23 protein-coding genes and 1 pseudogene are annotated in these 25,223 nt (G+C 73.3%); 10 read left to right on the top strand and 14 right to left on the bottom strand.

Annotation, left to right across the window (positions count from 1 at the left end; genetic code table 11):
* Positions 1-41: 41 nt before the first annotated feature.
* The 3 genes from ACF059_RS12935 to ACF059_RS12925 form a co-directional block, all read right to left on the bottom strand.
* Positions 42-449: a thioredoxin family protein gene (locus tag ACF059_RS12935; protein ID WP_360903665.1), complete on the bottom strand. Its 408-nt coding sequence runs from the start codon at positions 447-449 to the stop codon at positions 42-44.
* Between the two features lie 83 nt (positions 450-532).
* On the bottom strand, positions 533-1,972 hold the full coding sequence (locus tag ACF059_RS12930; protein ID WP_392055385.1) for an aldehyde dehydrogenase family protein: 1,440 nt from the start codon (positions 1,970-1,972) through the stop codon (positions 533-535).
* 172 nt (positions 1,973-2,144) lie between these two features.
* Positions 2,145-3,344: a thiolase family protein gene (locus ACF059_RS12925; protein ID WP_392055383.1), complete on the bottom strand. Its 1,200-nt coding sequence runs from the start codon at positions 3,342-3,344 to the stop codon at positions 2,145-2,147.
* A gap of 213 nt (positions 3,345-3,557) precedes the next feature.
* Here ACF059_RS12925 and ACF059_RS12920 point away from each other — a divergent pair, with 213 nt between their 5' ends.
* Positions 3,558-4,433 carry a YihY/virulence factor BrkB family protein gene (locus ACF059_RS12920; RefSeq protein ID WP_392055381.1) on the top strand — a complete coding sequence of 292 codons (876 nt, stop codon included), beginning with the start codon at positions 3,558-3,560 and terminating at the stop codon, positions 4,431-4,433.
* A gap of 49 nt (positions 4,434-4,482) precedes the next feature.
* Here ACF059_RS12920 and ACF059_RS12915 read toward each other — a convergent pair whose 3' ends face one another.
* Positions 4,483-5,700: a phosphatidylserine/phosphatidylglycerophosphate/cardiolipin synthase family protein gene (locus ACF059_RS12915; RefSeq protein WP_392055377.1), complete on the bottom strand. Its 1,218-nt coding sequence runs from the start codon at positions 5,698-5,700 to the stop codon at positions 4,483-4,485.
* A 142-nt stretch (positions 5,701-5,842) separates the two neighbouring features.
* Here ACF059_RS12915 and ACF059_RS12910 point away from each other — a divergent pair, with 142 nt between their 5' ends.
* Positions 5,843-6,307 carry a type II toxin-antitoxin system PemK/MazF family toxin gene (locus ACF059_RS12910; RefSeq protein WP_366864418.1) on the top strand — a complete coding sequence of 155 codons (465 nt, stop codon included), beginning with the start codon at positions 5,843-5,845 and terminating at the stop codon, positions 6,305-6,307.
* A gap of 79 nt (positions 6,308-6,386) precedes the next feature.
* On the opposite strand, the gene ACF059_RS12905 is transcribed toward ACF059_RS12910, so the two are convergent.
* Positions 6,387-7,232 carry a TIGR02452 family protein gene (locus ACF059_RS12905; protein ID WP_392055374.1) on the bottom strand — a complete coding sequence of 282 codons (846 nt, stop codon included), beginning with the start codon at positions 7,230-7,232 and terminating at the stop codon, positions 6,387-6,389.
* 115 nt (positions 7,233-7,347) lie between these two features.
* Here ACF059_RS12905 and egtA point away from each other — a divergent pair, with 115 nt between their 5' ends.
* From egtA to egtD, 4 genes are read left to right on the top strand one after another with little or no spacing between them, the layout of a single operon-like run.
* The gene (gene egtA, locus ACF059_RS12900) at positions 7,348-8,706 is read left to right on the top strand and encodes an ergothioneine biosynthesis glutamate--cysteine ligase EgtA (protein ID WP_392055371.1); all 1,359 of its coding nucleotides are present in this window, start codon (positions 7,348-7,350) and stop codon (positions 8,704-8,706) included.
* Complete coding sequence (gene egtB, locus ACF059_RS12895; protein ID WP_392055368.1) at positions 8,649-10,055, top strand: ergothioneine biosynthesis protein EgtB; 1,407 nt, start codon at positions 8,649-8,651, stop codon at positions 10,053-10,055. The genes egtA and egtB overlap by 58 nt, the downstream gene beginning before the upstream one ends.
* A complete protein-coding gene (egtC, locus tag ACF059_RS12890) occupies positions 10,055-10,813 on the top strand; it encodes an ergothioneine biosynthesis protein EgtC (protein WP_392055366.1) in 759 nt (252 codons plus the stop codon). The genes egtB and egtC overlap by 1 nt, the downstream gene beginning before the upstream one ends.
* Complete coding sequence (gene egtD, locus ACF059_RS12885) at positions 10,810-11,820, top strand: L-histidine N(alpha)-methyltransferase (protein WP_392055363.1); 1,011 nt, start codon at positions 10,810-10,812, stop codon at positions 11,818-11,820. The genes egtC and egtD overlap by 4 nt, the downstream gene beginning before the upstream one ends.
* A 236-nt stretch (positions 11,821-12,056) precedes the next feature.
* Here egtD and ACF059_RS12880 read toward each other — a convergent pair.
* The 3 genes and pseudogenes from ACF059_RS12880 to ACF059_RS12870 all read right to left on the bottom strand — a co-directional run.
* Positions 12,057-12,587 (bottom strand): annotated as a pseudogene (locus ACF059_RS12880) (lysophospholipid acyltransferase family protein); the annotation flags it as partial.
* The gene (locus ACF059_RS12875) at positions 12,584-13,396 is read right to left on the bottom strand and encodes a GNAT family N-acetyltransferase (protein ID WP_392055359.1); all 813 of its coding nucleotides are present in this window, start codon (positions 13,394-13,396) and stop codon (positions 12,584-12,586) included. The gene ACF059_RS12875 and the pseudogene ACF059_RS12880, both read right to left, overlap by 4 nt.
* A gap of 159 nt (positions 13,397-13,555) precedes the next feature.
* Positions 13,556-14,818 (bottom strand): extracellular solute-binding protein, encoded by a 1,263-nt coding sequence (locus ACF059_RS12870; protein ID WP_392055356.1) that lies wholly within the window; start codon positions 14,816-14,818, stop codon positions 13,556-13,558.
* 165 nt (positions 14,819-14,983) lie between these two features.
* Between ACF059_RS12870 and ACF059_RS12865 the strand changes: the two genes are divergently transcribed.
* Positions 14,984-15,199, top strand: a complete 216-nt coding sequence (locus ACF059_RS12865; protein WP_366864411.1) for a dodecin — start codon at positions 14,984-14,986, stop codon at positions 15,197-15,199.
* 16 nt (positions 15,200-15,215) lie between these two features.
* On the opposite strand, the gene ACF059_RS12860 is transcribed toward ACF059_RS12865, so the two are convergent.
* Complete coding sequence (locus tag ACF059_RS12860; RefSeq protein WP_392055353.1) at positions 15,216-15,707, bottom strand: hypothetical protein; 492 nt, start codon at positions 15,705-15,707, stop codon at positions 15,216-15,218.
* 72 nt (positions 15,708-15,779) lie between these two features.
* Here ACF059_RS12860 and ACF059_RS12855 point away from each other — a divergent pair, with 72 nt between their 5' ends.
* Positions 15,780-16,841 (top strand): LLM class flavin-dependent oxidoreductase, encoded by a 1,062-nt coding sequence (locus ACF059_RS12855; protein ID WP_392055350.1) that lies wholly within the window; start codon positions 15,780-15,782, stop codon positions 16,839-16,841.
* A 10-nt stretch (positions 16,842-16,851) separates the two neighbouring features.
* Positions 16,852-19,263, top strand: a complete 2,412-nt coding sequence (locus tag ACF059_RS12850) for an ABC transporter (protein ID WP_392055348.1) — start codon at positions 16,852-16,854, stop codon at positions 19,261-19,263.
* Between the two features lie 4 nt (positions 19,264-19,267).
* Here the strand turns inward: ACF059_RS12850 and ACF059_RS12845 are convergent, their stop codons facing one another.
* The 4 genes from ACF059_RS12845 to ACF059_RS12830 form a co-directional block, all read right to left on the bottom strand.
* On the bottom strand, positions 19,268-19,918 hold the full coding sequence (locus ACF059_RS12845) for a hypothetical protein (protein WP_392055345.1): 651 nt from the start codon (positions 19,916-19,918) through the stop codon (positions 19,268-19,270).
* 136 nt (positions 19,919-20,054) lie between these two features.
* The gene (locus tag ACF059_RS12840; RefSeq protein ID WP_392055342.1) at positions 20,055-20,801 is read right to left on the bottom strand and encodes a succinate dehydrogenase/fumarate reductase iron-sulfur subunit; all 747 of its coding nucleotides are present in this window, start codon (positions 20,799-20,801) and stop codon (positions 20,055-20,057) included.
* Positions 20,798-22,777, bottom strand: a complete 1,980-nt coding sequence (locus ACF059_RS12835) for a fumarate reductase/succinate dehydrogenase flavoprotein subunit (protein ID WP_392055339.1) — start codon at positions 22,775-22,777, stop codon at positions 20,798-20,800. The genes ACF059_RS12840 and ACF059_RS12835 overlap by 4 nt, the downstream gene beginning before the upstream one ends.
* Before the next feature lie 2 nt (positions 22,778-22,779).
* Positions 22,780-23,484 (bottom strand): succinate dehydrogenase cytochrome b subunit, encoded by a 705-nt coding sequence (locus ACF059_RS12830; protein WP_392055336.1) that lies wholly within the window; start codon positions 23,482-23,484, stop codon positions 22,780-22,782.
* 71 nt (positions 23,485-23,555) lie between these two features.
* Between ACF059_RS12830 and ACF059_RS12825 the strand changes: the two genes are divergently transcribed.
* Positions 23,556-24,434: a LysR family transcriptional regulator gene (locus tag ACF059_RS12825; protein WP_392055333.1), complete on the top strand. Its 879-nt coding sequence runs from the start codon at positions 23,556-23,558 to the stop codon at positions 24,432-24,434.
* A gap of 47 nt (positions 24,435-24,481) precedes the next feature.
* Here ACF059_RS12825 and ACF059_RS12820 read toward each other — a convergent pair whose 3' ends face one another.
* Complete coding sequence (locus tag ACF059_RS12820) at positions 24,482-25,126, bottom strand: TetR/AcrR family transcriptional regulator (protein ID WP_392055330.1); 645 nt, start codon at positions 25,124-25,126, stop codon at positions 24,482-24,484.
* Positions 25,127-25,223: the final 97 nt, after the last annotated feature.

Here is a 25,223-nt window from a genome sequence, read left to right as displayed (position 1 = left end):
ACGGGCCAGTGTCACCGCTGGCCCGCGTCCGCGTCACGTAATCATGCCTCCGGCGTGCCGGGGTCCTGGGCTCCGGGGGCCTGGCCGCCCTCCTGCGTGGCGGCGATCTTCGCACGGACCTCGTCCATGTCGAGGGCGCGGGCCTGGCCGATGAGGTCCTTCAGGGCCGCCTCCGGCAGGGCGCCGGGCTGGGCGAAGATGGCCACCTGGTCACGGACGATCATGAGGGTGGGGATCGAGGTGATCTGGAACGCGCCGGCCAGCTCCTGCTGCGCCTCGGTGTCGACCTTGGCGAAGACCAGGTCGGGGTTGGCCTCGGAGACCTTGTCGTACACCGGGGCGAACTGGAGGCACGGCCGGCACCAGCCCGCCCAGAAGTCGATCAGTACGAACGGGTTCTCGCTGACCGTCTGGTCGAAGTTTTCCTTGGTGAGCTCGACTGTAGCCACGGTGTGCTGACCTCCTGATTGAGCCGTCTGGTCTCTGAGAACGAACAACCTGCCGCGGACATTCCGCCCGACTCGTGCTGTGACTAGAAAGGGTGGCCGGCGGGCGTGGCGCGGGACGTGGTCCAGCGGAGCTCGGTGAAGGCGTCGAGATTGGCCTCGCCGCCGAACCGGGCGCCGGTGCCGGAAGCGCCGACTCCGCCGAACGGGGCGACCGCCTCGTCGTTGACCGTCTGGTCGTTGATGTGCGCGATCCCGGTCGGGATCCGCTCGGCCAGGTCGAGCCCGCGCGCCGCGTCCCGGGTCACGATGCCGAGGGAGAGGCCGTACGGGCCCGCCGAGGCCAGCTCCACCGCCTCCTCCTCCGTCGCGAAGGACCGTACGGGCGCGACCGGCCCGAAGACCTCCTCGGCGTAGGCCGGGGTGTCGGCGTCGACGCCCGCCAGGACGGTCGGCCGGTAGAAGAGGTCCCGGTGCGTGCCGCCGGCGAGGAGCTTGGCCCCCTGGGCGGTGCTGGCCTCCACCAGGGCGTGGACGCGCTCCACCTGGGCGCGGTCGATGAGCGGGCCCAGGTGGACCGGTTCGCGGTACGGGTCCCCCACCGCCAGTGCCTCGGCGCGCGCGGCGAGCCGCTCGACGTACTCGTCGTGGAGCGAGGCGTGTACGAGGTGGCGGCCGGCGGTCATGCAGATCTGGCCCTGGTGGAAGAAGGAGCCCCAGGAGGCCTGGGCGACGGCGGCCTCGACGTCGGCGTCGCGGAGCACGACGAGTGCGGAGTTCCCGCCCAGCTCCAGGTGGGCTCGGGTCAGGTGACGGCCGGCCAGTTCGCCGACGGCCCGTCCGGCGGCGGTGGACCCGGTGAAGGACACCACGCGGACCCGCGGGTCGGCGACCACCGCGGCGCCCGTCTCGGGGCCGCCGGGCAGGACGTGCAGCAGCCCGTCGGGCAGTCCGGCGGCGGCGAAGACCGCGGCGAGGGCGAGGCCGCCGCAGACGGCGGTGCGCCGGTCCGGCTTGAGCAGCACCGCGTTGCCGAGCGCCAGGGCAGGGGCGACCGAGCGGATCGCGAGGATCAGCGGGGCGTTGAAGGGGGTCACGACCCCGACGACCCCGGCCGGGACCCGGCGGGTGAAGGACAGCCGGGGCCCCTCGCTGGGCAGCACCTGCCCGGTCGGGCGCGAGGCCAGCGCGGCCGCCTCGTAGCACTCCTGCGCGGCGACGTGCAGCTCGAAGTCGGCCTTGCCGGGTATCGAGCCGGACTCGCGGACCAGCCAGGTCCGCAGCTCGTCGGCGTGGGCGGTGAACAGGTCCCCGGCCCGGCGCAGCACGGCCGCCCGCTCCGTGTGAGGGGCGCGCGCCCAGTCGCGCTGCGCGGCCCCGGCCCGTACGGCGGCCTCCGCGACGTCCGCGGGCGCGGCGAGGGCGAGCGTCGCGAGGGCGTGGCCGGTGGCGGGTTCGACGACCGCAGCGGCGCCGCCGGTGAGGGTGGGTCCGTCCTGCCAGAGCGTCGGGTCGAGGAGCGGCATGGCGCGGGGCCTCCGGGTGGGGATGGGCGGGCTGCTGGGCGGCGGAACACCCCCGAGGGGTGGCAGCACGCGCCATCGTGCCAGACCCGGAGCGCCACTTCTGTTCAGTTATAAGGCAGTTGGCGCTCGACGATGACCGGAAATGATCGACGCCCGCGCCGGGGCGGCGGGTTCAGCGCTCCAGGACGAGCGCGATGCCCTGCCCGACGCCGATGCACAGGGCCGCCATGCCCGTACCGGAGCCCGCCGCCGCCAGCTGGTGCGCGACGGAGCCGGCCAGCCGGGCGCCCGAGGCGCCGAGCGGGTGGCCGATCGCGATGGCGCCGCCCCGCGGGTTGACCACGGCCGGGTCGAGCTCCGGCCAGGCCGCCAGGCAGCCCAGCGCCTGCGCCGCGAACGCCTCGTTGAGCTCGAAGGCGGTCAGGTCGCCGAGGCCCCGGCCGGCCTTGGACAGCGCCCGCTGGACGGCGTCGACGGGACCCAGACCGAAGAACTGGGGCTCGATCCCGGTGACGGCGCCGGCGCTGATCCGGGCGAGCGGCTCCCGGCCGGTGGCGGCCAGCCCCTCCTCGTCCGTCAACAGCAGCGCGGCGGCGCCGTCGTTGAGCGGCGAGGCGTTGCCGGCGGTGACCGTGCCCCGGCCGTCGGTGCGGAACGCGGGCTTCAGCCTGGCCAGCGCCTCGGGGGTGGAACCCTCCCGGATGCACTCGTCGCGCAGCAGGTCCACGCCCGCGTACGGCACGACCTCGTCGTCGTACAGCCCGGCGGCCCACGCGGCCGCGGCCTTGCGGTGGCTTTCGAGCGCGAAGGCGTCCTGCGCCTCGCGGGTGATGCCGTACTTGTCCGCCACCAGCTCGGCGCCCTCGCCGAGCGAGCCGGTCCACTCCGCGGGCATGCGCGGGTTGGTCATCCGCCAGCCGAGGGTGGTGGACCACATCTGCTGGTGCCCGGCGGGGAAGGTCCGCTCGGGCTTCTGCACGACCCAGGGGGCGCGGCTCATCGACTCGACGCCCCCCGCGATCGCCACGGACGCGTCGCCGACGGCGATGGCCCGGGCGGCCTGGACGACGGCTTCCAGACCGGACCCGCAGAGCCGGTTGACGGTGACCCCGGGGACGCTCACGGGCAGCCCCGCCAGCAGCACCGCCATGCGGGCCACGTCCCGGTTGTCCTCACCCGCGCCGTTGGCGTCGCCGAACACGACGTCGTCGATACGGGCCGGGTCCAGGTCGGGCGTACGGTCCACCAGCGCGCGCACCACGTGCGCGGCCAGGTCGTCCGGCCGGACCCCGGCGAGGGCACCGCCGAACTTGCCGATCGGGGTGCGGACGGCGTCGACGACGTAGACGTCGCGGACGGTGCGGATGCTCATGGCGGCTCTCCTGGGCGGATCCGTACGGGCGGCGGCGCATCGGTGCCGGTGTGGGCACGGGGACACGCCCCCGGATGCGCCCGGTGGGGCGCGCCCGCAGTCTCCTTCCGTACATCGCCGCCTGTCAACGGCCCCCGGGGACGCACGGGGCCCGCCGCGAAATGGCCGGAGGGGACGGAGGATGGGAGCGGTGACGCCGGGCAAGAGGACAGCGTGGCATCGAACACCCTCCGCACGCACCGGAGCACACCGGGGAACCGCGCCGTCGAGCTGCTGAGACGGGCGCGCTCACCCCTGCGCGGCACCGCGGTACGCCTCTGGCACGACAACATCGCCGACTACGCGGCGGCCCTCACCTACTACGCGGTGCTGGCGCTGGTGCCCGCCCTGCTCGTCTCGGTCTCCCTCGTGGGACTGGCCGGGACCGACACCCGCGAGCGCCTGATCCTCGACCTCACCTCCTACGCCCCTCCCCAGTCGGCCGAGGTGCTCCGCGAGGCTCTGGACGGCCTCACCTCGGCGCCGTCCTCCCTGTGGGTGCTGCTCCTCAGCGGCGTCGTGAGCGCCCTGTGGTCGGCCTCCAGCTACCTGGCGGTCTTCCGCCGCGCGCTGCACGCGATGCACCGGCTGCCCGACACACGGCCGCCCCTGCGCGCGGCGCACGTCCTCGTCCTGACCGCCGGCGTACTGCTGGCCCTGCTCGCCGCGGGCGCCGCGAGCCTCGTCGCGACGGGCCCGGTGGCCCGCCGGCTCGCGGCGGCCGCCGGTTACTCGGGCCCGGACACCCTCGGGGTCCTGCGGTGGCCGGTGCTCCTGGTGGTCGTCACGGCCCTGATCCTCATCCTCTACCGGACCGGGCCCGCACAAGCCCGCGGAGTGCGCCGGGGGTTTCCGGGCGGCACCCTGGCGGCGTTCCTGTGGCTCGGCGCTTCGGCGCTCTTCACCTTCTACACGCAGTTCGGGACCTACAGCCGCCTCTACGGTTCGCTGGCGGGGGTCGTCGTCTTCCTCGTGTGGCTGTGGTTCTCCAACCTGGCACTGCTCGCCGGCGCGCAGTTCAACGCGGTGCTCGCACGGGCCGGGGAATGACCCGGCGTCGCGCCGCCGGCCGCCGGAGCGCCGCGCCCGCCTCCTTCCGCTACAGGTAGCGGCGCAGGGGCAGCACTGCGGTCTCCCGGGCGCGCTGGAGCAGCGAGCGCCGCTTCCAGCGGTCGGCGCGGATCAGTTCGCTGGCTTCGAGGTCCTCGTCGTAGTGCGCGTCGAGGGTGGCGGTGAACTCGGCGTCCATGACGGCGAGCATGACCTCCTCGTCGTGGTCGAGGGAACGGCGGTTGAAGTTCGTCGAACCGATCAGGGAGACGATGCCGTCCATGGTGATGACCTTCGCGTGCATCATGGTCGGCTGGTACTGGTGGATGCGCACGCCGCAGGCGGTCAGCGCCTCGTACCGGTGCTGCCCCGCCAGCTGACACACCCGCTTGTCCGTGTGGGGGCCGGGCAGCAGGATCTCGACTTCCACGCCGCGGCGGGCCGTGGCGCAGAGCAGGTCGATGAAGTAGGTGTCGGGGGCGAAGTAGGCGGTCGCCAGACGGACCCGCTCCTCGGCCGATTCGAGGATCACGCGCATCAGGGTCTGCATGTCCTGCCAGCCGAAACTGGCCGAGCCCCGCACCACTTGCACGATGGCGCCCCCGCTGGGCCCGTGGCTGACGAACCGGTCGCGCTCGTCGAAGAGCTCCTCGTGGCATTCGGCCCAGTTCTGGGCGAAGGCGGCGGCGATGCCGTCGACGGCGGGCCCCCGGACCTCGACGTGCGTGTCGCGCCATTCGCTGGGGTTGCGCGCGTCACCGCACCACTCCTCGGCGATGCCGACGCCTCCGGTGAAGGCCGTCTGCTCGTCGACCACGAGGACCTTGCGGTGGCAGCGGTGGTTCTGCTTGAGCGGCGAGAGGTAGAGCGGTTTGCGGAACCACGCTATCTGGACTCCGGCCCCGCTCATCCGGTCCAGCAAATCCCGCTCTATGAGACGGCTGCCGAAACCGTCCAGCAGCAGCCTCACCCGCACCCCCGCGCGCGCCCGGTCGCTCAGGGCTTCGGCGAAGCGCCGTGCGATGTCGCCCCGCCAGTAGACGAAGGTCATCATGTCGACCGTGTGGCGGGCGCCGTCGATCGCCTCCAGCATCGCGGTGAAGATCTCGTCCCCGTTGCGCAGGGGCCGTACCGCGTTGCCCTCGGTCGCCGCGATGCCGATGAGCCGCTCCAGGCGCCGGCGTATGCGGTGGATCCGTTCGTCCGCCAGGCCTCTGTCGGCGGTCACGGCCGTTGCACCGCCGAGCGGCCGCTCTCCGTCAGTCATACGGGCTCTCCTCGGTCGGGACATGGGCGCTCAGGACCCTATCCGACGGCACGGAGGGCTCCGGTACCCGAGCCCGGGCTCGCGCGGGAGGCCGCACCCGGCCCGGCCTTCCCCGCCCCGGAAACCCAGTACGCTCCGCCGCATGACGGCACTTTCGCATCAGGGCAACGGTCACATCGAGCAGCCCGGACGGGACGGGGACACCGCCACCGTGGAGGCCGATCCGCGCTCCATCGGGCCGGTCCGCACCGAGTACGCCCCCGACCCGGACGGGGATCCCGACCCCGGCGAGATCGTGTGGACCTGGGTCCCGTACGAGGAGAACGACGGCCGCGGCAAGGACCGCCCGGTGCTGGTCGTGGCGCGGGAAGCGGGCGGGCGGACGCTCCTCGCCGTGCAGCTGTCCAGCAAGCGGCACGACCACGACCGGGAGTGGGTGGCGATCGGGACGGGCCCGTGGGACAGCGCCGGGCGGGAGTCCTGGGTGGCCGTCGACCGCGTGCTGCGGGTGCACGAGTCGGGGATGCGGCGCGAGGCCTGCGCACTGGACCGGGGGCGCTTTCGGCTGGTGGTCGACCGGCTGTGCGAGCGCTACGGCTGGCAGTAGGGGCAGTAGCGGTCCGGGAGACGGGGGCCGGGGGCGAGGGCGAGGGCGGGGAGGCGGCCCCCACCCGGACGGCCGCGCCTCAGCCGCCGAAGTCCGCGAAGGTCCGCTCGAAGGTCTCCCGCGTCTCGGGCTTGCGGTCCAGGATCCCGAACACCACCCGCTCGAAGACCCCGGCGAAGCGGCCGGCCAGCAGCCCCCGGAAGGCCTCGGACACCTCCGCCGGGTCGCACTGGAACACTCCGCACCCCCACGCGCCCAGTACCAGCTGCCGGTAGCCGTGCAGCGCCGCCACCTCCAGGACCAGCCCGGCGCGCCGGGCCAGCGCCGCGGGGATCTCGGCGACGCGCTCCGGCTCCTGGCGCCGGATCGTGCCCGCGTTCGGGGCGGGTGAGGTGAGGAAGCCGGCTCGGAAGGGGGTCTCCAGCAGCTCGCCCCGGTCGTCGCGGAAGACGGGGACCCCGGGCGAGTGAATCACCCGGTCGGTGTAGAAGGTGCTGCGCTCCGCGCGGTGGACCTCGTAGTACTCCGGGGCCTGGAGCAGCGTCTCGTACAGGGCCGAGGCGCGGCACAGCGCCTCCTCCTGGGCCTTGGCGCCGCGGACGTAGCCGCCCCCGGGATTCCGGGCCGACGCGTAGTTCAGCACCGCCACCCGGGACGCCTCCTCCGGCTCCTCCTCATGGCGCGCGGTAAGCCTGCGGGCCGCGACCGTGCTGCTCTCCCCCGTGACCTCGATCGCCGTCCGGGCGTACCTCGGGGGGATTTCCTCGCTTGGAATGACCCGGTTTGGTCCATATATCCTGGTTCCTGCCTTGGCCTCCGCCAGGGCGGCGGCAAGCGGGACCTGCCGCCCCGACCGCGTCCGATAGCCGCCGGACGCCAGGATTTCCGCGTTCTCCCGCGCGATCTCGCGCAATCTGCTGCTCATTGGCTCATCCTCGACACGGCTCTCCCGGGCGGCAAAGGAATTTGTGTTCGAGGGTTCGAGGGACGGGTAGGCACGGGTGATGTCATCGCAGACGACAGGAGACGAGGACCCGGTCATGCCATCACACGATCCACCTCCCTCATCCGCCTCACCTGCTCCCCCCACGGTCACCACGGCCCCCACCACCCCCGGCCCCTCCGAGCCCTCCGCGGCTTCCCCGATCACCGAGCCCGAGGCCGAGGCCCTGATCCACGGCATCTGTTTCAAGACGGGTCCGCCCCGTCTCATCGGCGCCGAGCTCGAATGGCTGGTCCTGGACGCCGAACGGCCCGGGCAGCCCCTGACCCCCGAGCGGCTGCGGGCCGCGCACACCGCCGCCCGCGCCCTGCCACTGCACTCCGGGCTGACCGTGGAACCGGGCGGTCAGCTCGAACTCAGCTCGGCCCCCGCCGCTTCCCTCACCGGATGCGTGGACGGCCTGCAGGCCGACCTGACCGCCGTACGGGCCGCCCTGCTCGCGCAGGGGCTCGTCCTGCGGGGCCTCGGCCACGATCCGCGTCGGCCGTACCGCCGGCTGCTGAACAGCCCGCGCTACGACGCGATGGAAACCTACCTCGACCGCACCGGCCCCGCCGGGCGCGCCATGATGTGCGCCTCCGCCTCGGTACAGGTCTGCGTGGACGCCGGGTACGAGGAGCCGGGCGTGCTCGGCCACGGCCGGCGCTGGCGGATGGCGCACCTGCTGGGCGCGGTCCTCGTGGCCGCCTTCGCCAACTCCCCCGCGCACGAGGGCCCGTACGCGGGCTGGCGCTGCGCCCGCCAAGGACTCTGGAGCGACCTCGACACCCGGCGCTCGCTCGCCCCGCCGCTGGACGCGGACCCGCGGACCGGGTGGACGCGGCAGGCGCTGGACACCGAGGTGATGTGCGTACGGTCGTACGACGGCGAGCCCTGGGAGATCCCGCGCGGCACGACCTTCCGCGACTGGCTGCGCGCCGGCGGCGGCCCGGGGCTGCGCGCGCCCGCCGCCGAGGACCTCGACTACCACCTGACCACCCTGTTCCCCCCGGTGCGGCCGCGCGGCCACCTGGAGCTGCGGATGATCGACGCGCAGCCCGGTGACGACGGCTGGCTGGTGCCGCTGGCCGTCGTGCACGCGCTGTTCGACGATCCGGAGGCCGCCGAGACCGCGTACCGGGCGACCAAGCCCCTGGCCGACGCCTACGGGCCGCGGCCCGCCCCCCGCAATCCGCTCTGGCGGTCCGCCGCCCGCGACGGCCTGCGCGACCGGGACCTGCGGACGGCCGCGCGGGCCTGTTTCCTGGCCGCGGCCGAGGCCCTGCCCCGGCTCGGCGCGAGCGCGCACGTCCAGGACACGGTGGGCGCCTTCACCGAACGCTTCGTCCTGCGCGGCCGATGTCCGGCCGACGAGCAGGAGCAACTGCAGCTCACCGCGAAGGAGACCCGACGGTGACCACGCAATCCACGCCCGCCACACCGGGCAATCCCGCCACGCCGGGCACGCCGTCCACGCCCGACCTGCGCGAGCGGGCCGCGGCCGCCCTGACGGCAGCGCGGGCGCGCACGGCCGCGCTCACCGACGCCGTGACCGACCCCGAACTGACCGCCCAGCACTCCCCCCTCATGTCCCCGCTCGTCTGGGACCTGGCGCACATCGGGAACATGGAGGAGCTCTGGCTGCTGCGCAACGTCGCGGGACACGAGGCCATGCGCCCCGAGATCGACCCGCTCTACGACGCGTTCGAGCACCCCCGGGCCGAGCGGCCGAAGCTGCCGCTGCTGGGCCCCGACGACGCCCGCGCGTACGCGGCCGAGGTGCGCGGCCGCGTCTTCGACCTGCTGGAGCGCACCCCGCTGGAGGGGACGGCGCTCCTCGACTCCGGCTACGTCTTCGGCATGATCGCCCAGCACGAGCAGCAGCACGACGAGACGATGCTGATCACCCACCAGCTCCGCAGGGGTGCGCCCGTGCTGGCCGCCCCGGACCCCTCCCCACCGAGCGGCCCGGCCCCGACCGCCGGCGAAGTGCTGGTGCCCGGCGGGCCGTTCACCATGGGGACCTCGGTCGAGCCCTGGTCGCTGGACAACGAACGCCCCGCGCACGAGCGGGAGGTGGCGCCGTTCTGGATCGACACGACGCCCGTGACCTGCGCCGGTTTCAAGGAGTTCATCGCGGACGGCGGCTACGGCGAGCCCCGCTGGTGGACCCCCGAGGGCTGGGAGCAGATACGGGCCCACTCCATCGGGGCGCCGCTGTTCTGGCGTGCGGAGGGCGGCCAGTGGGTGCGCCGCCGCTTCGGGGTGACGGAACCGGTGCCGGACGACGAGCCGGTGCTGCACGTCAGCTGGTACGAGGCGGACGCCTACGCCCGCTGGGCCGGCCGGCGGCTGCCCACGGAGGCGGAGTGGGAGAAGGCGGCCCGCTTCGATCCCGGGACCGGCCGCTCGACGCGTTACCCGTGGGGCGACGAGGACCCGACGCCCGCCCACGCCAATCTGGGGCAGCGCCATCTGCGCCCGGCCCGCGCGGGCAGCTACCCGGCCGGGGCCTCCCCGCTCGGTGTGCGCCAGCTGATCGGTGACGTGTGGGAGTGGACGGCCTCCGACTTCCTGCCCTACCCGGGCTTCCGTCCCTTCCCGTACCGGGAGTACTCGGAGGTGTTCTTCGGCCCGGAGCACAAGGTGCTGCGCGGCGGTTCCTTCGCGGTGGACCCGGTGGCCTGCCGGGGCACGTTCCGCAACTGGGACCTGCCGGTACGGCGGCAGATCTTCTCCGGCTTCCGGACCGCGAGGGACGCCTGATGTGCCGCCATCTCGCCTATCTGGGGCCCGAGGTGGCGCTCGGGCGGCTGCTGAGCGAGCCGGAGCACTCGCTGGTGCGCCAGTCCTGGGAGCCGCGCCGGCAGCGGTCCGGCACGGTCAACGCCGACGGCTTCGGCATCGGCTGGTACGCGCCGGGCGATCCCGTGCCGGCCCGCTACCGGCGGGCCGGGCCGGTCTGGGCCGACCTCACCTTCACCGACCTCGGCCGGGTGGTGCGCAGCGGGGCCGCGCTGGCCGCCGTACGGGACGCCACGCAGCCGGGGGCCGACGGGGAGGCTGCGGCCGCGCCCTTCGCGGACGGGCCGTGGCTGTTCAGCCACAACGGCGCCCTGCGGAACTGGCCCGACGCGGCGGTCCCGCTCGCGGCCGGGCTGCCGCCGGGGGAACTGCTCCGGCTGGCCGCGCGCACGGACTCGGCGCTGATCTGGGCCCTGGTACTGCACCGGCTGCGGGCGGGCGACGACCTGGGCACGGCGCTCGCCGAGCCGGTCCGCGACCTGGCCACGGCCGCGCCGGGCTCGCGGCTGAACCTGCTCGTGACGGACGGGACGGCCATCGCCGCCACCGCGTGGGGGGATTCGCTCTGGTACCTGTCCGAGCCGGACGACCGGCGCACCGTGGTCGCCTCCGAGCCCTACGACGACGATCCCCGGTGGTGCGAAGTGCCCGACCGGACCTTGCTGACCGCCACCCGCTCGTGGGTCGAGCTGACCCCGCTCAAGGAGAACTGCCCGTGAACAGTTTCCAGTTGACCCGGACCCTCGACGAGCACGCGGCGGAGACCGCGTTGCGCACGGATGTGCTGCGGGGCCTGACGGGCAGCCCCAAGGTGCTGCCGCCCAAGTGGTTCTACGACGCGCGGGGCAGTGAACTCTTCGAGGAGATCACCCGCCTGCCGGAGTACTACCCGACGCGCGCGGAGCGGGAGATCCTGCTGGAGCGGGCCCAGGAGATCGCCTCGGCGAGCGGCGCCCGCACCCTGGTGGAGCTGGGCTCCGGCTCCTCGGAGAAGACCCGGCACCTGATCGAGGCGATGCCCGCGCTGGACACGTACGTGCCCGTGGACGTGAGCGAGAGCGCCCTGCGGGGTGCTGCCGAGACCCTGTTCGCGGAACATCCGGGGCTGCGGGTGCACGCCTTGCTGGCCGACTTCACGCGTGCGCTGCACCTGCCGGACTCCCCCGGGCCGCGGCTGGTGGTGTTCCTGGGCGGGACGATCGGGAACCTGCTGCCGCCGGAGCGGGCGGTGTTCCTGGCGTCCGTACGGGCGATGCTGTCGCCCGGGGACGCGCTGCTGATGGGCACGGACCTGGTGAAGGACGAGGCCGTGCTGGTCGCCGCGTACGACGACGCGCGCGGTGTGACGGCGGAGTTCAACAAGAACGTGCTGGCCGTCATCAACCGCGAGCTGGACGCGGACTTCCACACCGCCGACTTCACGCACGTGGCGGTGTGGAACAGGGAGCAGGAGTGGATCGAGATGCGGCTGCGGGCCCGGTCGGAGGTGGTGGTGAAGGTCCGGGCCCTGGATCTGGTGGTGCCGTTCGCGGCGGGCGAGGACATCCTGACGGAGGTGTCCGCGAAGTTCCGTCAGGAGGGCGTCCGCAAGGAACTGGCTGCGGCCGGGCTTGAGTTGACCCAGTGGTGGACGGACGCGGCGGGCCGCTTCGCGCTGTCGCTCTCCGAGGTAGGCCCCTCGCCGAGCGGTCCGGCCGACACGAAGGCTCCGGCGACGGCCTCCTGAGCCGCGGCCGCGAGGTCCCGCCGGTTCGCGTGCCGGCCCGGCGGGATCCGCGGCAGCAGGACGACCTCGGCCCGCACCCCGCGGGCCCGGGCGATCCGCCACAGGGAGGCGGTGAGCGAATCGTCCCCGACGAAGGCGGGCGCCCCGGCGGTGGTCCCGTCGCGGCCCAGGTAGGCGATCCGCACGGGCTGTACGGGCACCCGCGCGTCCAGCGCCGACTGGAAGACGGCCCTGTGGAACGTCCCCCGGGCCCGGCCGCACCAGGTGGATCCCTCGGGGAACACGGTGACCCGGTCGCCGGCCAGCAGCGCGCGGGTGATCGCCCCGACGGTGGCGGGCAGGGAGCGGAGCCGGTCGCGCTCGATGAACAGGGTGCCGGCCCGGTCGGAGAGGCCGCCGAGCACCGGCCAGGCGCGGATGTCGCTCTTGGCCAGCATCCGGCCGGGCAGTGCGGCGCCGACGAGCGGGACGTCCAGCCAGGAGATGTGGTTGGCGACGACGAGGCGGCCGCCGCCCGCGCCCGGGTTCCCGTAGACGCTGATCCGGATGCCGAAGGCCCGTACCAGCGCGGTGGACCAGGCCCGCACCACCGTGTGCCGGGGGCCGGCCGGGAGCAGCCGGACCGGTGGGGCGCCCAGGATGCCCAGCAGGACCAGGGCGATGCCAGCGGCGAGCCGGGCCGCCGCGCGGGGGACGCTCGCGGTGCTCCCCGCGTGGCCGGCGCAGGCCTCGGGGGTGCAGGGCGAGGTGGGCAGCCAGACGCTCATGCGCCGGGGACGAGCGAGCGGAAGTGCTTCAGGTAGCGCGGGTTGGTGCGGCGCAGCGAGAGGAGCACGTACAGGTCGGCGCAGCCGAAGGCCGGGTCGAGGGCGGGTTCGCCGCAGACCCAGGCGCCCAGGCGGAGGTAGCCGCGCAGCAGCGGGGGCAGCTCCGTGCGGTGGGGGAAGGTGATGCCCTCGGGGTTCCAGGGGAGGTGCGGGGTGACCCGGTACTCCTCGGGGGCGAGGTGGCGGGTCAGTACGGCGTCCCGGGTGGCGGCGGCCAGGACCCCGCCGTCGGCGAGCGGCACGGAGCAGCAGCCGGCGAGCCAGTTGTGCCCGGAGCGGTCCATGTAGTGGGTGAGGCCGGCCCAGATCAGGGCGATGACGGCGCCGTTGCGGTGATCGGGGTGGACGCAGGAGCGGCCGACCTCGACGAGGTCGGGGCGGATGGGGGCGAGGGCGGAGAGGTCGAACTCGGCCTCGGAGTAGAGGCGTCCGGCGACGGCGGCCCGCTCCGGGGGCAGCAGCCGGTAGGTCCCGACGACCTGCCCGGTCTCCTCGTCGACGACGAGGAGGTGGTCGCAGTACGCGTCGAAGGCGTCGGCGTCCAGACCGGGCTCGGGCCCGTCCAGGCGGGCTCCGAGCTCGCCGGCGAAGACCTGGTGGCGCAGCCGCTGGGCGGCGCGCACTTCGGCCTCGTCGCGGGCGATGCGGACGGCGTAGCGGGGGCCGGGGGCCGGCGCGGAGCCCCGGGTGGGGGCGACGGCGGGGGCGGTGGGGAGGAGGGGGGAAGGGGACAGGGGTGCGATGGTCATGGCTGCTCCTGATCCGGGCACGGAGGGCCGGGCCCGCACGGTGGGTGGCCGTGCAGGTGGGCGGCCTGGCTCCTTTACTTCTTCCGTGACCGGCTGGATTCGACATGACCGCTCAGCGGCACCTGGATGTGCGGACGCTGAACTCGCTGGTGGCCCCTCTCAGCGGTCCGCGCTGAGCACCTTCCCTATCTCCTCGGAGGCCGCCCGGGCCGCCTGCCGGGGGTCCTGGCCCGTCAGCACGGCGGTCATGAACGGCTTGATCGGGTTCTTGGCCTCCACCTCGGCCCAGCGGGCGGATTTGGGGGTGGCCCGGCCCTGGGCGGCGCCGGGTGCCATGGCGGCGGCGCCCTCGTTGCCCTCGACCACGCGCGCGAGGGTGGTCTTGTTGGGGACGTAGCTCATCGTCCGGGCGAGTTCGGTCTGCCACTTCTCGCTGACGAGGGCCGTGATCACGTCCACGGCGCCCTTCCGGTGCTTCGTCCGCTCCGGGATGATCAGGTCGGAGCCGCCGGTGAGGACGGCTCCCACCTTGTCGGTGGTCTTGCCGGGAATCGGGAAGAAGCCGAGCTTGCCCTTGAGGGCCGGGTTGGCCGCCTCGATCTCGGCGACCTGGCCGGGCGGGGCGATGATCTGGGCCACCTGGCCGCGGGCGAAGACCTGGGACTGCGGAGGCGTCTCCTCGTCGGCGCCCTTGGGGCCGTCGCCCAGGGCCTGGAGCTGCTTGTAGAAGTCCATGCCGGCCAGGGCCTTCTCGTCGTCGAGGGCGCCGACCCACTGGCCGCTGGTCTCGACGGCGATGTCGCCGCCCTCGTCCCAGATGAAGCCGGCGAGCACGTACCAGTTCTGGCCCGCGAGGTAGATGCCCTGCTGGTCGCCCTTGTCGAGCTTCTGGGTGGCCTGGATCCACTCCTGGCGGTTCTTCGGCGGCGTCTTGATCCCGGCGCTCGCGAAGAGGTCCTTGTGGTAGATGACCACGCGGTTGGCGGCGTACCACGGGATGCCGTACTGGGCGCCGTTGATGCTTCCCGGGTCGGACAGGCCCTTGAGCCAGTCCTTGCTGCCCCACTCGCGCAGGCCCTCCAGGGTGAGTTCCTCGATGCCGCCGGTCTCGATGTACCGGGCCACCTGCGTGTTGCCGACCTCGATGACGTCGGCGCTCTCCTTGCTCCTGCCTTCGAGGATGGCGTTGACCTTGTCGCCGATGCCCGTCCACTCCTGGATCCTGACCTCCAGGTCGGTGCCGGGGTGTTCCTGTTCGAACGACGCGGTGAACGCGTCGATGAAGTCCTCCGAGGCGCTGCCCTTCATCAGCCAGAGCGTCACCTTCTGCGGCGCTGCGGCCGGGTCGGCCAGCTGGCTGCAGCCCGTGAGGGCGGTCGCGGCCGCGAGTGCGGTGCACACGGCGAGGAAGCGCATCTTCAAGAGGGTCACCTTCTGGGGGCTCGATCTCAGATGGCTAGAAATTGGCATAGACCAATAGGCCGGTCAAGTGCCTTTCCCCGGGGACTGTTCACGCAAAGTTCGCGCAGCCGGACTTACTGGGGCACCGTAGAACCAGGCAAAAGCCACCCACTGTCGGGAGACTCCATGTCCAATCACACGTACCGGGTGACCGAGATCGTCGGCACCTCCCACGAGGGCATCGATCAGGCCATCCGCAACGGGATCGCCCGGGCGGGCCAGACCGTGCGGAACCTTGACTGGTTCGAGGTGGTCCAGGTACGCGGACACATCGAGAACGGGGAGATCGCCCACTTCCAGGTGGGCCTCAAGGTCGGCTTCCGCCTCGACGGCGAGGACTGAGCCCGGGAGCCCTCGCTCAGGTCCGGCCCTCGGTCTCCTGGGCCTCCTTGAGCTCGGGCGCGTCCGCCGCCCAGTCGGCGAGGACCACCCGGAAACCGGCGGCGCGCGCCGCCTGGCACACCAGCTCGTCGTCGTCCACGAGCATGCGCACCTCCCGGCCCCGGCCGAGCCGCTTGAGGATCTCCAGCTTGGTCGTCCGGGCGGGCCGCCGGTCCTGGTTGCCGCGCATCCACACCCGCCCCTCGGGCAGACCGTGCCGGGCGAGCCAGTCGACGGTGTCCGCCCGGCACCGTTCGGGGCGCCCGGTCAGATACACCACCTCGCAGTCCTGCCCGCTCTCCACGGCCAGCGCGATACCACGCGGGAGCGGCGGATCGGCCGGCGCGGCGCCGAAGAAGCCGTCCCAGTCGCGGGGGCGGCGCTCCAGGAAGTGCTGGCGATGGGCGGTGTCCGCCAGGGTGTTGTCGATGTCGAAGACGGCCAGCGGCCGCGTGGTGATCCCGGTCATGCCGCCACCCTAGGAGATGCGGGGCGCGCCGCCCGCCGGGAATGCCCACGGCCCTGGGACGTTGAGGACGGTGTGATCCGCACCCTCTCGATACTGGACCGGTCGCGCACCCGCCAGGGCCACTCGGCCCCGCAGGCCCTGCGCGACACCGTGGACCTCGCGCGTACGGCCGAGGAGCTCGGCTACCTCCGCTTCTGGGTGTCGGAGCACCACAGCGTGCCCGGGGTCGCGGGCTCCGCGCCGACCGTGCTGGCCGCGGCCGTCGCCGGGGCCACGCGGCGGATCCGCGTCGGGACGGGCGGGGTCATGCTGCCCAATCACGAGCCGCTGGTGGTCGCGGAGCAGTTCGGGGTCCTGGAGTCGCTGTTCCCCGGCCGGATCGACATGGGGCTGGGCCGCTCGGTCGGCTTCACCAACGGGATCCGGCGGGCCCTGGGCCGCGACATCGGGGACGCCGACCGCTTCGAGGAGCAGCTGGCGGAGCTGCTGGGCTGGCTCGACGGCACCCAGCGGGCGCATCCCGAGGTGCACGCCCACCCGGCCGAGGGGCTCCGCGTACCGGCCTTCGTCCTGGCCACGGGCGAGGGCGCGGGGATCGCCGCCCGGGCCGGGCTGCCGCTGGTGGTCGGCGACCTCCGTAGCCGCGGGCGCGTCGCCGAGGCCGTGGCGCGGTACCGCGAGGAGTTCCGGCCGGCCGCCGGGGGCTCGGAGCCGTACGTGGTGGTCTCCGGGACGGTGGCGGTCGCCGCGACCACGCAGGAGGCCCGGCGCATGCTCGTTCCGGAGGCGTGGTCCCTCGCGTACTCCCGGACCCGGGGCAGCTTCCCGCCGCTGCGCCCGGCCGAGGAGGTCGAGGCGCTGGAGATGAGCCCGAAGGAGCGGGAGCTGTACGAGAACGCCCTCGCGGGGCATATCCACGGCACCGAGGAGCAGGTCGCGGCGGAGCTCTCCGAGGTGGCCGCGCTGACGGGTGCGGACGAGCTGCTGGTCACCACCTCCACCTACGACCGGACGGCGCTGCTGGACTCCTACGGCCGACTGGCGCGCCTGGCCGGCCTCTCGGGCCCCACGGGCCTCTCGGGCTCCACGGGCCTCTCGGGCTCCACGGGGCTCTCGGGCTCCAGGGGCCTCTAAACTGGGACGAATGGACCAGGCCGCCGCATCCCCCGCCCTTCCCCACGCGTCTCTCGATCCATTCGTACGGGTCCGGGGCGCCCGGGAGCACAACCTGCGGGGCGTCGACGTGGACATCCCCCGTGACGCGCTCACCGTGTTCACCGGGGTCTCCGGCTCCGGGAAGAGCTCGCTGGCCTTCGGCACGCTCTACGCCGAGGCCCAGCGCCGGTACTTCGAGTCGGTCGCCCCCTACGCCCGCCGCCTCATCCACCAGATCGGCGCCCCGAAGGTGGACTCCGTCACCGGGCTGCCGCCCGCCGTCTCTCTGGAGCAGCGCCGCTCCTCCCCCGGCTCGCGCTCCTCGGTCGGCACGGTGACCCTGCTGTCCAACTCCCTGCGGATGCTGTACTCGCGGGCCGGTACCTACCCCCCGGGAGCGCGGCGGCTCGACTCCGACGCCTTCTCGCCCAACACCGCCGCCGGCGCCTGCCCTGCGTGCCAGGGGCTGGGCCGGATCCACCGCACCAGCGAGGAACTCCTGGTGCCCGACCCCAGCCTGTCGATCCGCCAGGGCGCGATCGCCGCGTGGCCGGGTGCCTGGCAGGGCAAGAACCTGCGCGACATCCTGGAGACCCTCGGCCACGACGTGGACCGGCCCTGGCGGGAGCTGCCCGCGAAGGACCGCGAGTGGATCCTGTTCACCGAGGAACAGCCGGTGGTGACCGTGCACCCGGTGCGGGAGGCCGACCGGATCCAACGTCCTTACCAGGGCACGTACATGAGCGCCCAGCGCTATGTCCTGCGCACCTTCGGCGACACCAAGAGCGCCACCCTGCGGGCCCGCGCCGAGCGGTTCCTCACCGACGCGCCGTGCCCGGTGTGCGAGGGGCGGCGGCTGCGCCCGGAGGCCCTGGCCGTCACCTTCGCCGGCCACGGCATCGCCTCGCTCGCGGCGATGCCCCTGACGGAACTGGACGGCGTCCTGTCCGGCGCACCCGCCGCCGGGGAGGCCGCCCGGGTGCTCGCCGAGGACCTGCGCTCGCGCATCGGGCCCGTCACGGAGCTGGGGCTCGGCTACCTGAGCCTGGACCGGACCGCGCCGAGCCTGTCAGCCGGCGAGCTGCAGCGCCTGAGGCTGGCGACGCAGCTGCGGTCGGGGCTCTTCGGGGTGGTGTACGTACTGGACGAGCCGTCGGCGGGGCTCCACCCGGCCGACACCGAGGCGCTGCTCGGCGTACTGGACCGGCTGAAGGAGGCCGGGAACACGGTCTTCGTCGTGGAGCACCAGCTGGACGTGGTGCGGCACGCGGACTGGCTGGTGGACGTGGGGCCGCTGGCCGGTGAGCACGGCGGTCAGGTGCTCTACAGCGGCCCGCCGAAGGACCTCGCCGGGGTGGAGGACTCGGCGACGGCCCGGCACCTGTTCGCGCAGCGGCGGCCTCAGCCCGCTGGCGCTTCCCGGCGGGTGCGCGAGGCGGCCGGGTCGGTACGGGTGACGGCGGTGGACCGGCACAACCTGCGGGACCTGGACGCGCGGTTCCCGCTCGGGGTGTTCACGGCCGTCACCGGGGTGTCGGGGTCGGGGAAGTCGACGCTGGTCGGGCAGGTCCTGGCCCGGGAGGTCGCCGAGCAGCTGGCCGAGCCGGACTTTCCCGTACGGCGGCTGGTGGAGGTGGACCAGAAGCCGATCGGCCGGACCCCGCGGTCCAATCTGGCCACCTACACGGGCCTGTTCGACGTGGTGCGGCGCCTCTTCACGGCGGCTCCGGAAGCGAAGGCCCGCGGCTGGAAGGCGGGCCGGTTCTCCTTCAACGTGGCGGGCGGCCGGTGCGAGACCTGTCAGGGCGAGGGCTTCGTCTCGGTGGAGCTGATGTTCCTGCCCAGTACCTACGCCCCGTGCCCCGAGTGCGCCGGTGCGCGGTACAACGCCGTGACCCTGGAGGTCCGTTACGCGGGGCTGAACATCGCGGAGGTGCTCGGCCTGACGGTGGAGTCCGCTGCCGGTTTCTTCGCGGAGGTTCCGGCGGCGGCGCGCAGTCTGCGCGCGCTGGAGGACATCGGGCTGGGCTACCTGCGGCTGGGGCAGCCGGCGACCGAGCTCTCGGGCGGCGAGGCGCAGCGGATCAAGCTGGCCACCGAGCTGCAGCGGCTGCGCCGGGACCACACCCTGTACCTGCTGGACGAGCCGACGACCGGCCTGCATCCGGCCGATGTGCGGGTGCTGCTGCGGCAGTTGCACGGGCTGGTGGACGCCGGGCATTCGGTGGTGGTCGTGGAGCACGACATGGAGGTGGTGGCGGGCGCGGACTGGGTCATCGACCTGGGCCCGGGCGGCGGCACGGAGGGCGGCCGCGTCGTCGCCTCCGGCACCCCGGCCCAGGTGGCGGCGGCGGGCCGGGGCCGCACGGCGGCCTACCTGGCGCGGGCGCTCGACCGGTAGGGGCTTACGCGTCCCCCGGCAGCAGGTGCTGCGGGAGCTCGCGGAAGGTCCACTGGCCGCGGCGGCGGGTGAACGTCCAGACGAGGTCGTGGCGGTCGGGCCAGGTCGCGGGGGTGCCGGGAAGCCGGTGGGCGCCGAGGGCGCGGACGAGCCGGGGAATCCCGGTGTGTTCCCAGCAGACGAGTACGGGCATGGGCCCCGCCAACGCGGCCTCGACCAGCGCCTGTTCGGAGCCCACGGCGAACTCCGAGCGGACGGGGGTGCGCAGTGCGGTGGCCAGCGCCGCGACGGTCTGCTTGCAGCGGGCGGGCGCCGTCCCCTTGCCTCCGGCCGCGAAGACCACGGCGGGGCGGGGCAGCGAGGAGCCGCGGGCCGGCGGGAAGAGCCGCGGGAGCTCCTCGGCGCGGCGCCAGCCGCGCCCGGCGAGCGAGCCGGGGTCGTCCTCGCCGTCCTCGTCCCAGCCGGAGTCACCGGCGTACGGTTTCTCCGCGTGCCGGATCACCATGATCAGCGCGTCCTTCGGCGCGGCCTGCCCGCCGGGCGCCGGGCCCGGCGCGGGCTCCCCCGCGGAGCAGCCGGCCACGGCCAGCGGGGCGAGGGCGGCGGCCAGTACGGCTCGGCGGCGCGGTCCGGACCCGGCGGGGGCGTGTGGCATGCGGCCACTGTCCCCCATGGGCCGGGCGCCGCCGGGGCACGGCGCGGGACGGGCTGCGCCGGTCAGCCGATCGGCGCAGGGCCCCCCGCCGCCCGGGCCCCCGCAGGCGCGGTGCGGCGTACGGCCCGTAGCGGGGTCAGCGGGGGCCCTTGCGGAGCGCCCGCAGCCACTCCTTGTTCATCGCCGCGATCGACGGCAGCGGGATCCCCTTCGGGCAGGCGGTGGCGCACTCCCCCGTCAGGGTGCAGCCGCCGAAGCCCTCTTCGTCCATCCGGGCCACCATGTCCAGCACCCGGGTCTCCCGCTCCGGGGAGCCCTGCGGGAGGACGTTCAGGTGGTTCACCTTGGCGGAGGTGAAGAGCATCGCGGAGCCGTTGGGGCAGGCCGCCACGCAGGCGCCGCAGCCGATGCACTCGGCGTGCTCGAAGGCGAAGTCGGCGTCGGCCTTGGGTACCGCGGTGGCGTGCGCCTCGGGAGCGGCGCCGGTGGGCGCCGTGATGTAGCCGCCCGCCTGGATGATGCGGTCGAAGGCGCCGCGGTCCACGACGAGGTCCTTGACCACCGGGAAGGCGGCGGCCCGCCAGGGCTCGACGTCGATGGTGTCGCCGTCCGCAAAGGACCGCATGTGGAGCTGGCAGGTGGTGGTGCGCTCCGGGCCGTGGGCGTCGCCGTTGATGACGAGGCTGCAGGCGCCGCAGATGCCCTCGCGGCAGTCGTGGTCGAAGGCGACCGGGTCCTCGCCGCGCAGGATGAGGTCCTCGTTGAGGGTGTCGAGCATCTCCAGGAAGGACATGTCCGGCGAGATGCCGTCGACCTCGTAGGACGCCATGTGGCCGGGGGCGTCGGCGCCGCGCTGGCGCCAGACGCGCAGGGTGAGCTTCATGCGTAGCTCCGCTGGGTGGGGTGGACGTACTCGAAGACGAGGTCTTCCTTGTGCAGGACGGGAGCGGCGCCGGTCGCGGTGAACTCCCAGGCGGCGGCGTAGGCGAACTCCTCGTCGCGCCGCGCCGCCTCGCCGTCGGGGGTCTGGGACTCCTCGCGGAAGTGGCCGCCGCAGGATTCGGTGCGGTGGAGTGCGTCGAGGCACATCAGCTCGGCGAGTTCCAGGTAGTCGACGATGCGGTTGGCCTTCTCCAGCGACTGGTTGAACTCCTCCCCCCGGCCCGGCACCTTGATCCGGCGCCAGAACTCCGCGCGGATCTCGGGGATGCGGTCCAGGGCCTTGCGCAGTCCGTCCTCGCAGCGGGCCATCCCGCAGTACTCCCACATGAGGGCGCCGATCTCGCGGTGGAAGGAGTCGGGCGTGCGGTCTCCGTCGACGGCGAGCAGCCGCGCGAGCCGGTCGCGGGTCTCGCGTACGACGGCCACCGCCTCGGGGTGGGTGTCGTGCACGGCGCCTCGGTGCGGGCGCCGCGCGAGGTAGTCGTTGATCGTGGACGGCAGGACGAAGTAGCCGTCGGCGAGGCCCTGCATGAGTGCGGAGGCGCCGAGGCGGTTGGCTCCGTGGTCGGAGAAGTTGGCCTCGCCGATGGCGAAGAGGCCGGGGACGGTGGTCTGGAGGTCGTAGTCGACCCACAGGCCGCCCATCGTGTAGTGCACGGCGGGGTAGATCCGCATGGGCACCTCGTACGGGTTCTCCGCGGTGATCCGCTCGTACATGTCGAAGAGGTTGCCGTACTTCTCCGCGACCTTGTCGCGGCCCATGCGGCGGATGGCGTCGGCGAAGTCGAGGTAGACGCCCTGGCCGCCGGGGCCGACGCCGCGGCCCTCGTCGCAGACGTTCTTGGCGGCGCGGGAGGCGATGTCGCGGGGCACGAGGTTGCCGAAGGAGGGGTAGATCCGCTCCAGGTAGTAGTCGCGCTCCGCCTCGGGGATGTCCGCGGCGGGGCGGGTGTCGCCCTTGGCCTTGGGGACCCAGATGCGGCCGTCGTTGCGCAGGGACTCGCTCATCAGGGTGAGCTTGGACTGGTGGTCGCCGGTGCGCGGGATGCAGGTGGGGTGGATCTGGGTGAAGCACGGGTTGGCGAAGTAGGCGCCGCGCCGGTGCGCCCGCCAGACGGCGGTCGCGTTGGAGTTCATGGCGTTGGTGGAGAGGTAGAAGACGTTGCCGTAGCCGCCGCTCGCCAGCACGACCGCGTCGGCGAAGTGGGTGCTGATCTCGCCGGTGATCAGGTCGCGGGCGACGATGCCGCGGGCGGCTCCGTCGATGACGAGCAGGTCGAGCATCTCGGTGCGGGCGTGCATCTCGACGTTGCCCGCGGCGATCTGCCGGGACAGGGCCTGGTAGGCGCCGAGGAGGAGTTGCTGGCCCGTCTGGCCGCGGGCGTAGAAGGTGCGGGAGACCTGGACGCCGCCGAAGGAGCGGGTGTCGAGGAGGCCGCCGTACTCGCGGGCGAAGGGGACGCCCTGGGCCACGCACTGGTCGATGATCTCGACGGAGATCTGGGCGAGGCGGTGCACGTTGGACTCGCGGGCGCGGAAGTCGCCGCCCTTGACGGTGTCGTAGAAGAGGCGGTGCACGGAGTCGCCGTCGTTGCGGTAGTTCTTGGCGGCGTTGATGCCGCCCTGGGCGGCGATCGAGTGGGCGCGGCGGGGCGAGTCGGAGAAGCAGAACTGGACGACGTGGTAGCCCTGTTCGGCGAGGGTCGCGCCGGCCGCTCCGCCCGCCAGGCCGGTGCCGACGACGATGACGGTGTGCTTGCGGCGGTTGGCGGGGTTGACGAGCCGGGCCTCGAAGCGGCGGCGGTCCCACCGGTCCGCGATCGGGCCGTCGGGGGCCTTGGTGTCGGCGAGGGGCTCGCCGGTCGCGTAGGAGGCGTAGGGCGCCTGGGCGGCATAGGGGGTGGCGTGGTTGGTCACGGTCAGCTCACCAGTCCGGTCATGACGGCTATCGGGACGGAGACGAAGCCCGCGGTCAGTACGCCGGCGAGCAGGTCCGCGAGGGCTTTGAGCGCCCTGTCACGGCGGGCGTTACCGGCGCCGAGGGTCTGGGCGGCGCTCCAGAAGCCGTGCCGCACGTGCAGGCCCATGGCGATCATCGCGACGAGGTAGATCGTGTTGCCGTACCACGTGGAGAAGGTCGCGACCACGTTCTCGTACGGGTGGCCCTCCAGGGCCCGCTCGTTCACCGTGAGGGTGGTCAGGTCGAGCAGGTGCCAGACGATGAAGAGGCCGAGGATGACACCGCCCCAGCGCATGGTGCGGGTGGCGTAGCTCGCCCGGCGGCGCTTGTGGGCGTAGGCGACCGGGCGGGCCTTGATGTCACGGCGGCTGAGCTGGTACGCGCTGACGGCGTGGGCGACCACCGCGGCGAGCAGGACCACGCGGGCGGCCCACAGTCCCCAGTGGCTGTGCAGGAAGGGCTCGCCCATGTGCCGCAGCCAGCGGGCGTAGCCGTTGAACTCGTCGGGGCCGAAGAAGATCTTGAGGTTGCCGAGCATGTGCGCGACGAGGTAGCCGAGCATGATCAGCCCGGAGACCGCCATGACGGTCTTCTTTCCGATGGTGGAGCCCCAGACGGTCGAGACGGCGGAGCCGCCGGTCCGGGTGCGCGTTGCCAGAGCCATGGATCGAAGGTAAGGACGCAGGGCCTGAAAGGTCCAAGACATGATGTCGGTCATCTTGATAGACATGGCCTATGCAGTTTCAGCAGCTCCTGTACTTCGTGGCCGTCGCCGAGACCCGGCACTTCACCCGCGCGGCGGAACGGGTGCACGTGGCCCAGCCCTCGCTCTCGCAGCAGATCAAGGCGCTGGAGCGGGAACTGGGCGCCGAGCTGTTCAGCCGGGCTCGCGGCAACATCACGCTCACCGATGCGGGCGAGACGCTGCTGCCGCTGGCCCGCAGGATCCTGGCGGACGCGGACACGGCGCGCCTGGAGGTGCAGGAGCTGGCGCAACTGCGCCGCGGCCGGGTCCGGCTGGGCGCCACGCCGAGCGTGTGCACGGGCCTGCTGCCGGACGTACTGCGCGCCTTTCACTCCGCGCACCCGGGCATCGAGCTGCTGATCGAGGAGAGCGGTTCGCTTGACCTCGTACGGGAGCTCGCGCGCGGGGCCCTGGACCTGGCCCTGATCGCCCTGCCGTTGCCACCCTCGGCGCCTGCCCTGACGACGATGGAGTTGCTGACGGAAGACCTGGTCGTGGTCTCCTCGGCGGAACGACCGGCGCCGGGCGGGGGCGGCGAGCTGACCATCTCCGGGCTGCGCGACGAGCCGATGGTGATGTTCCGGCACGGCTACGACCTGCGGGAGCTGACCGTGACGGCCTGCCGCGCGGAGGGCTTCGAGCCGGCCTTCACCGTGGAGGGCGGCGAGATGGACGCGGTGCTGGGCTTCGTCCGGGCGGGGCTCGGCCTCGCGGTGGTCCCGGCGATGGTGGTGGACGGCGCGGGTCGGGGCCTGCGGGTGACCCCCCTCGCCGGCTCTCCGCTGCGCCGCACGATCGCCCTGGCCCACCGCACGGACGTGGCTCCCCCGCGCGCGGCCCGTGAGCTGAAGCGGATGCTCCTGGGCTGACCCGCCGGCGGACGTCCTGGCCAGAGGCGCCGAAACCGCGCGCCGAATCAGGCCGTGCGTATGGGCAAGGCCTGGTCGAGCCCGCCGGCGAGCATCCCGAAGGCGTGGTCGGCATCGGTGACGGCAGCGGGGTGGGCCTCGCCGGCGCTGCTCCCGGAGGCGATCCGCCGCCAGTTCTCGCGGCCCAGCTCGTGGCGGACGTGCACCAGGTGCAGGGCGGCCAGCCGGGCGGTGAGGGGCGGGACGGCTTCGCCTTCCAGCACGGCGGCGAGCAGCTCCACCTCGCGGGCGCCGTAGTGGGCCAGCCGGGTCTGGAGACTCGCCGTGGAGTAGAGCAGTCTCTGGAAGGCGACGACGTCGGGATCGTCGCAGAGCCCGGTGATCGGGTCCCTGCGGTCGAGCGCCTCTATGAAGTGCGCGTGCACGGCCCCGACCGGCCCCTGACCCGCCGGCCGCTCGCGCACGATGCGCGCCAGCTCGTCCTGGTGGTCGGCGAACCGGTCCAGGACCAGGTCCTCCTTGCTCGGGTAGTACCGGAACAGCGTCGGCTTGGAAACCTCCGCGGCGGCGGCGACGTCCGCCACGGAGACGTCGTCGAAGCCCCGTTCCAGGAAGAGTTCGAGCGCCGTCGCCGCCAGCTGGCGTCGCGTACGGAGCTTCTTGTTCTCGCGCAGTCCAGAGGTGTTGTCCATGCTCACAACGTAGCACGGAATCCTTACCGAGTCACTCTTCATACTCAGTAAATTTTTGATCCGAGTAATTTTCGATACCGGGTTGCTTTTTCGCTGG

Origin of the sequence: Streptomyces sp. NPDC016562, assembly GCF_043076955.1 — a bacterium.
GTDB lineage: Bacteria > Actinomycetota > Actinomycetes > Streptomycetales > Streptomycetaceae > Streptomyces.
Note: the sequence above shows the minus strand (reverse complement) of the source record. Positions and strands in the feature narration are given on the sequence as shown.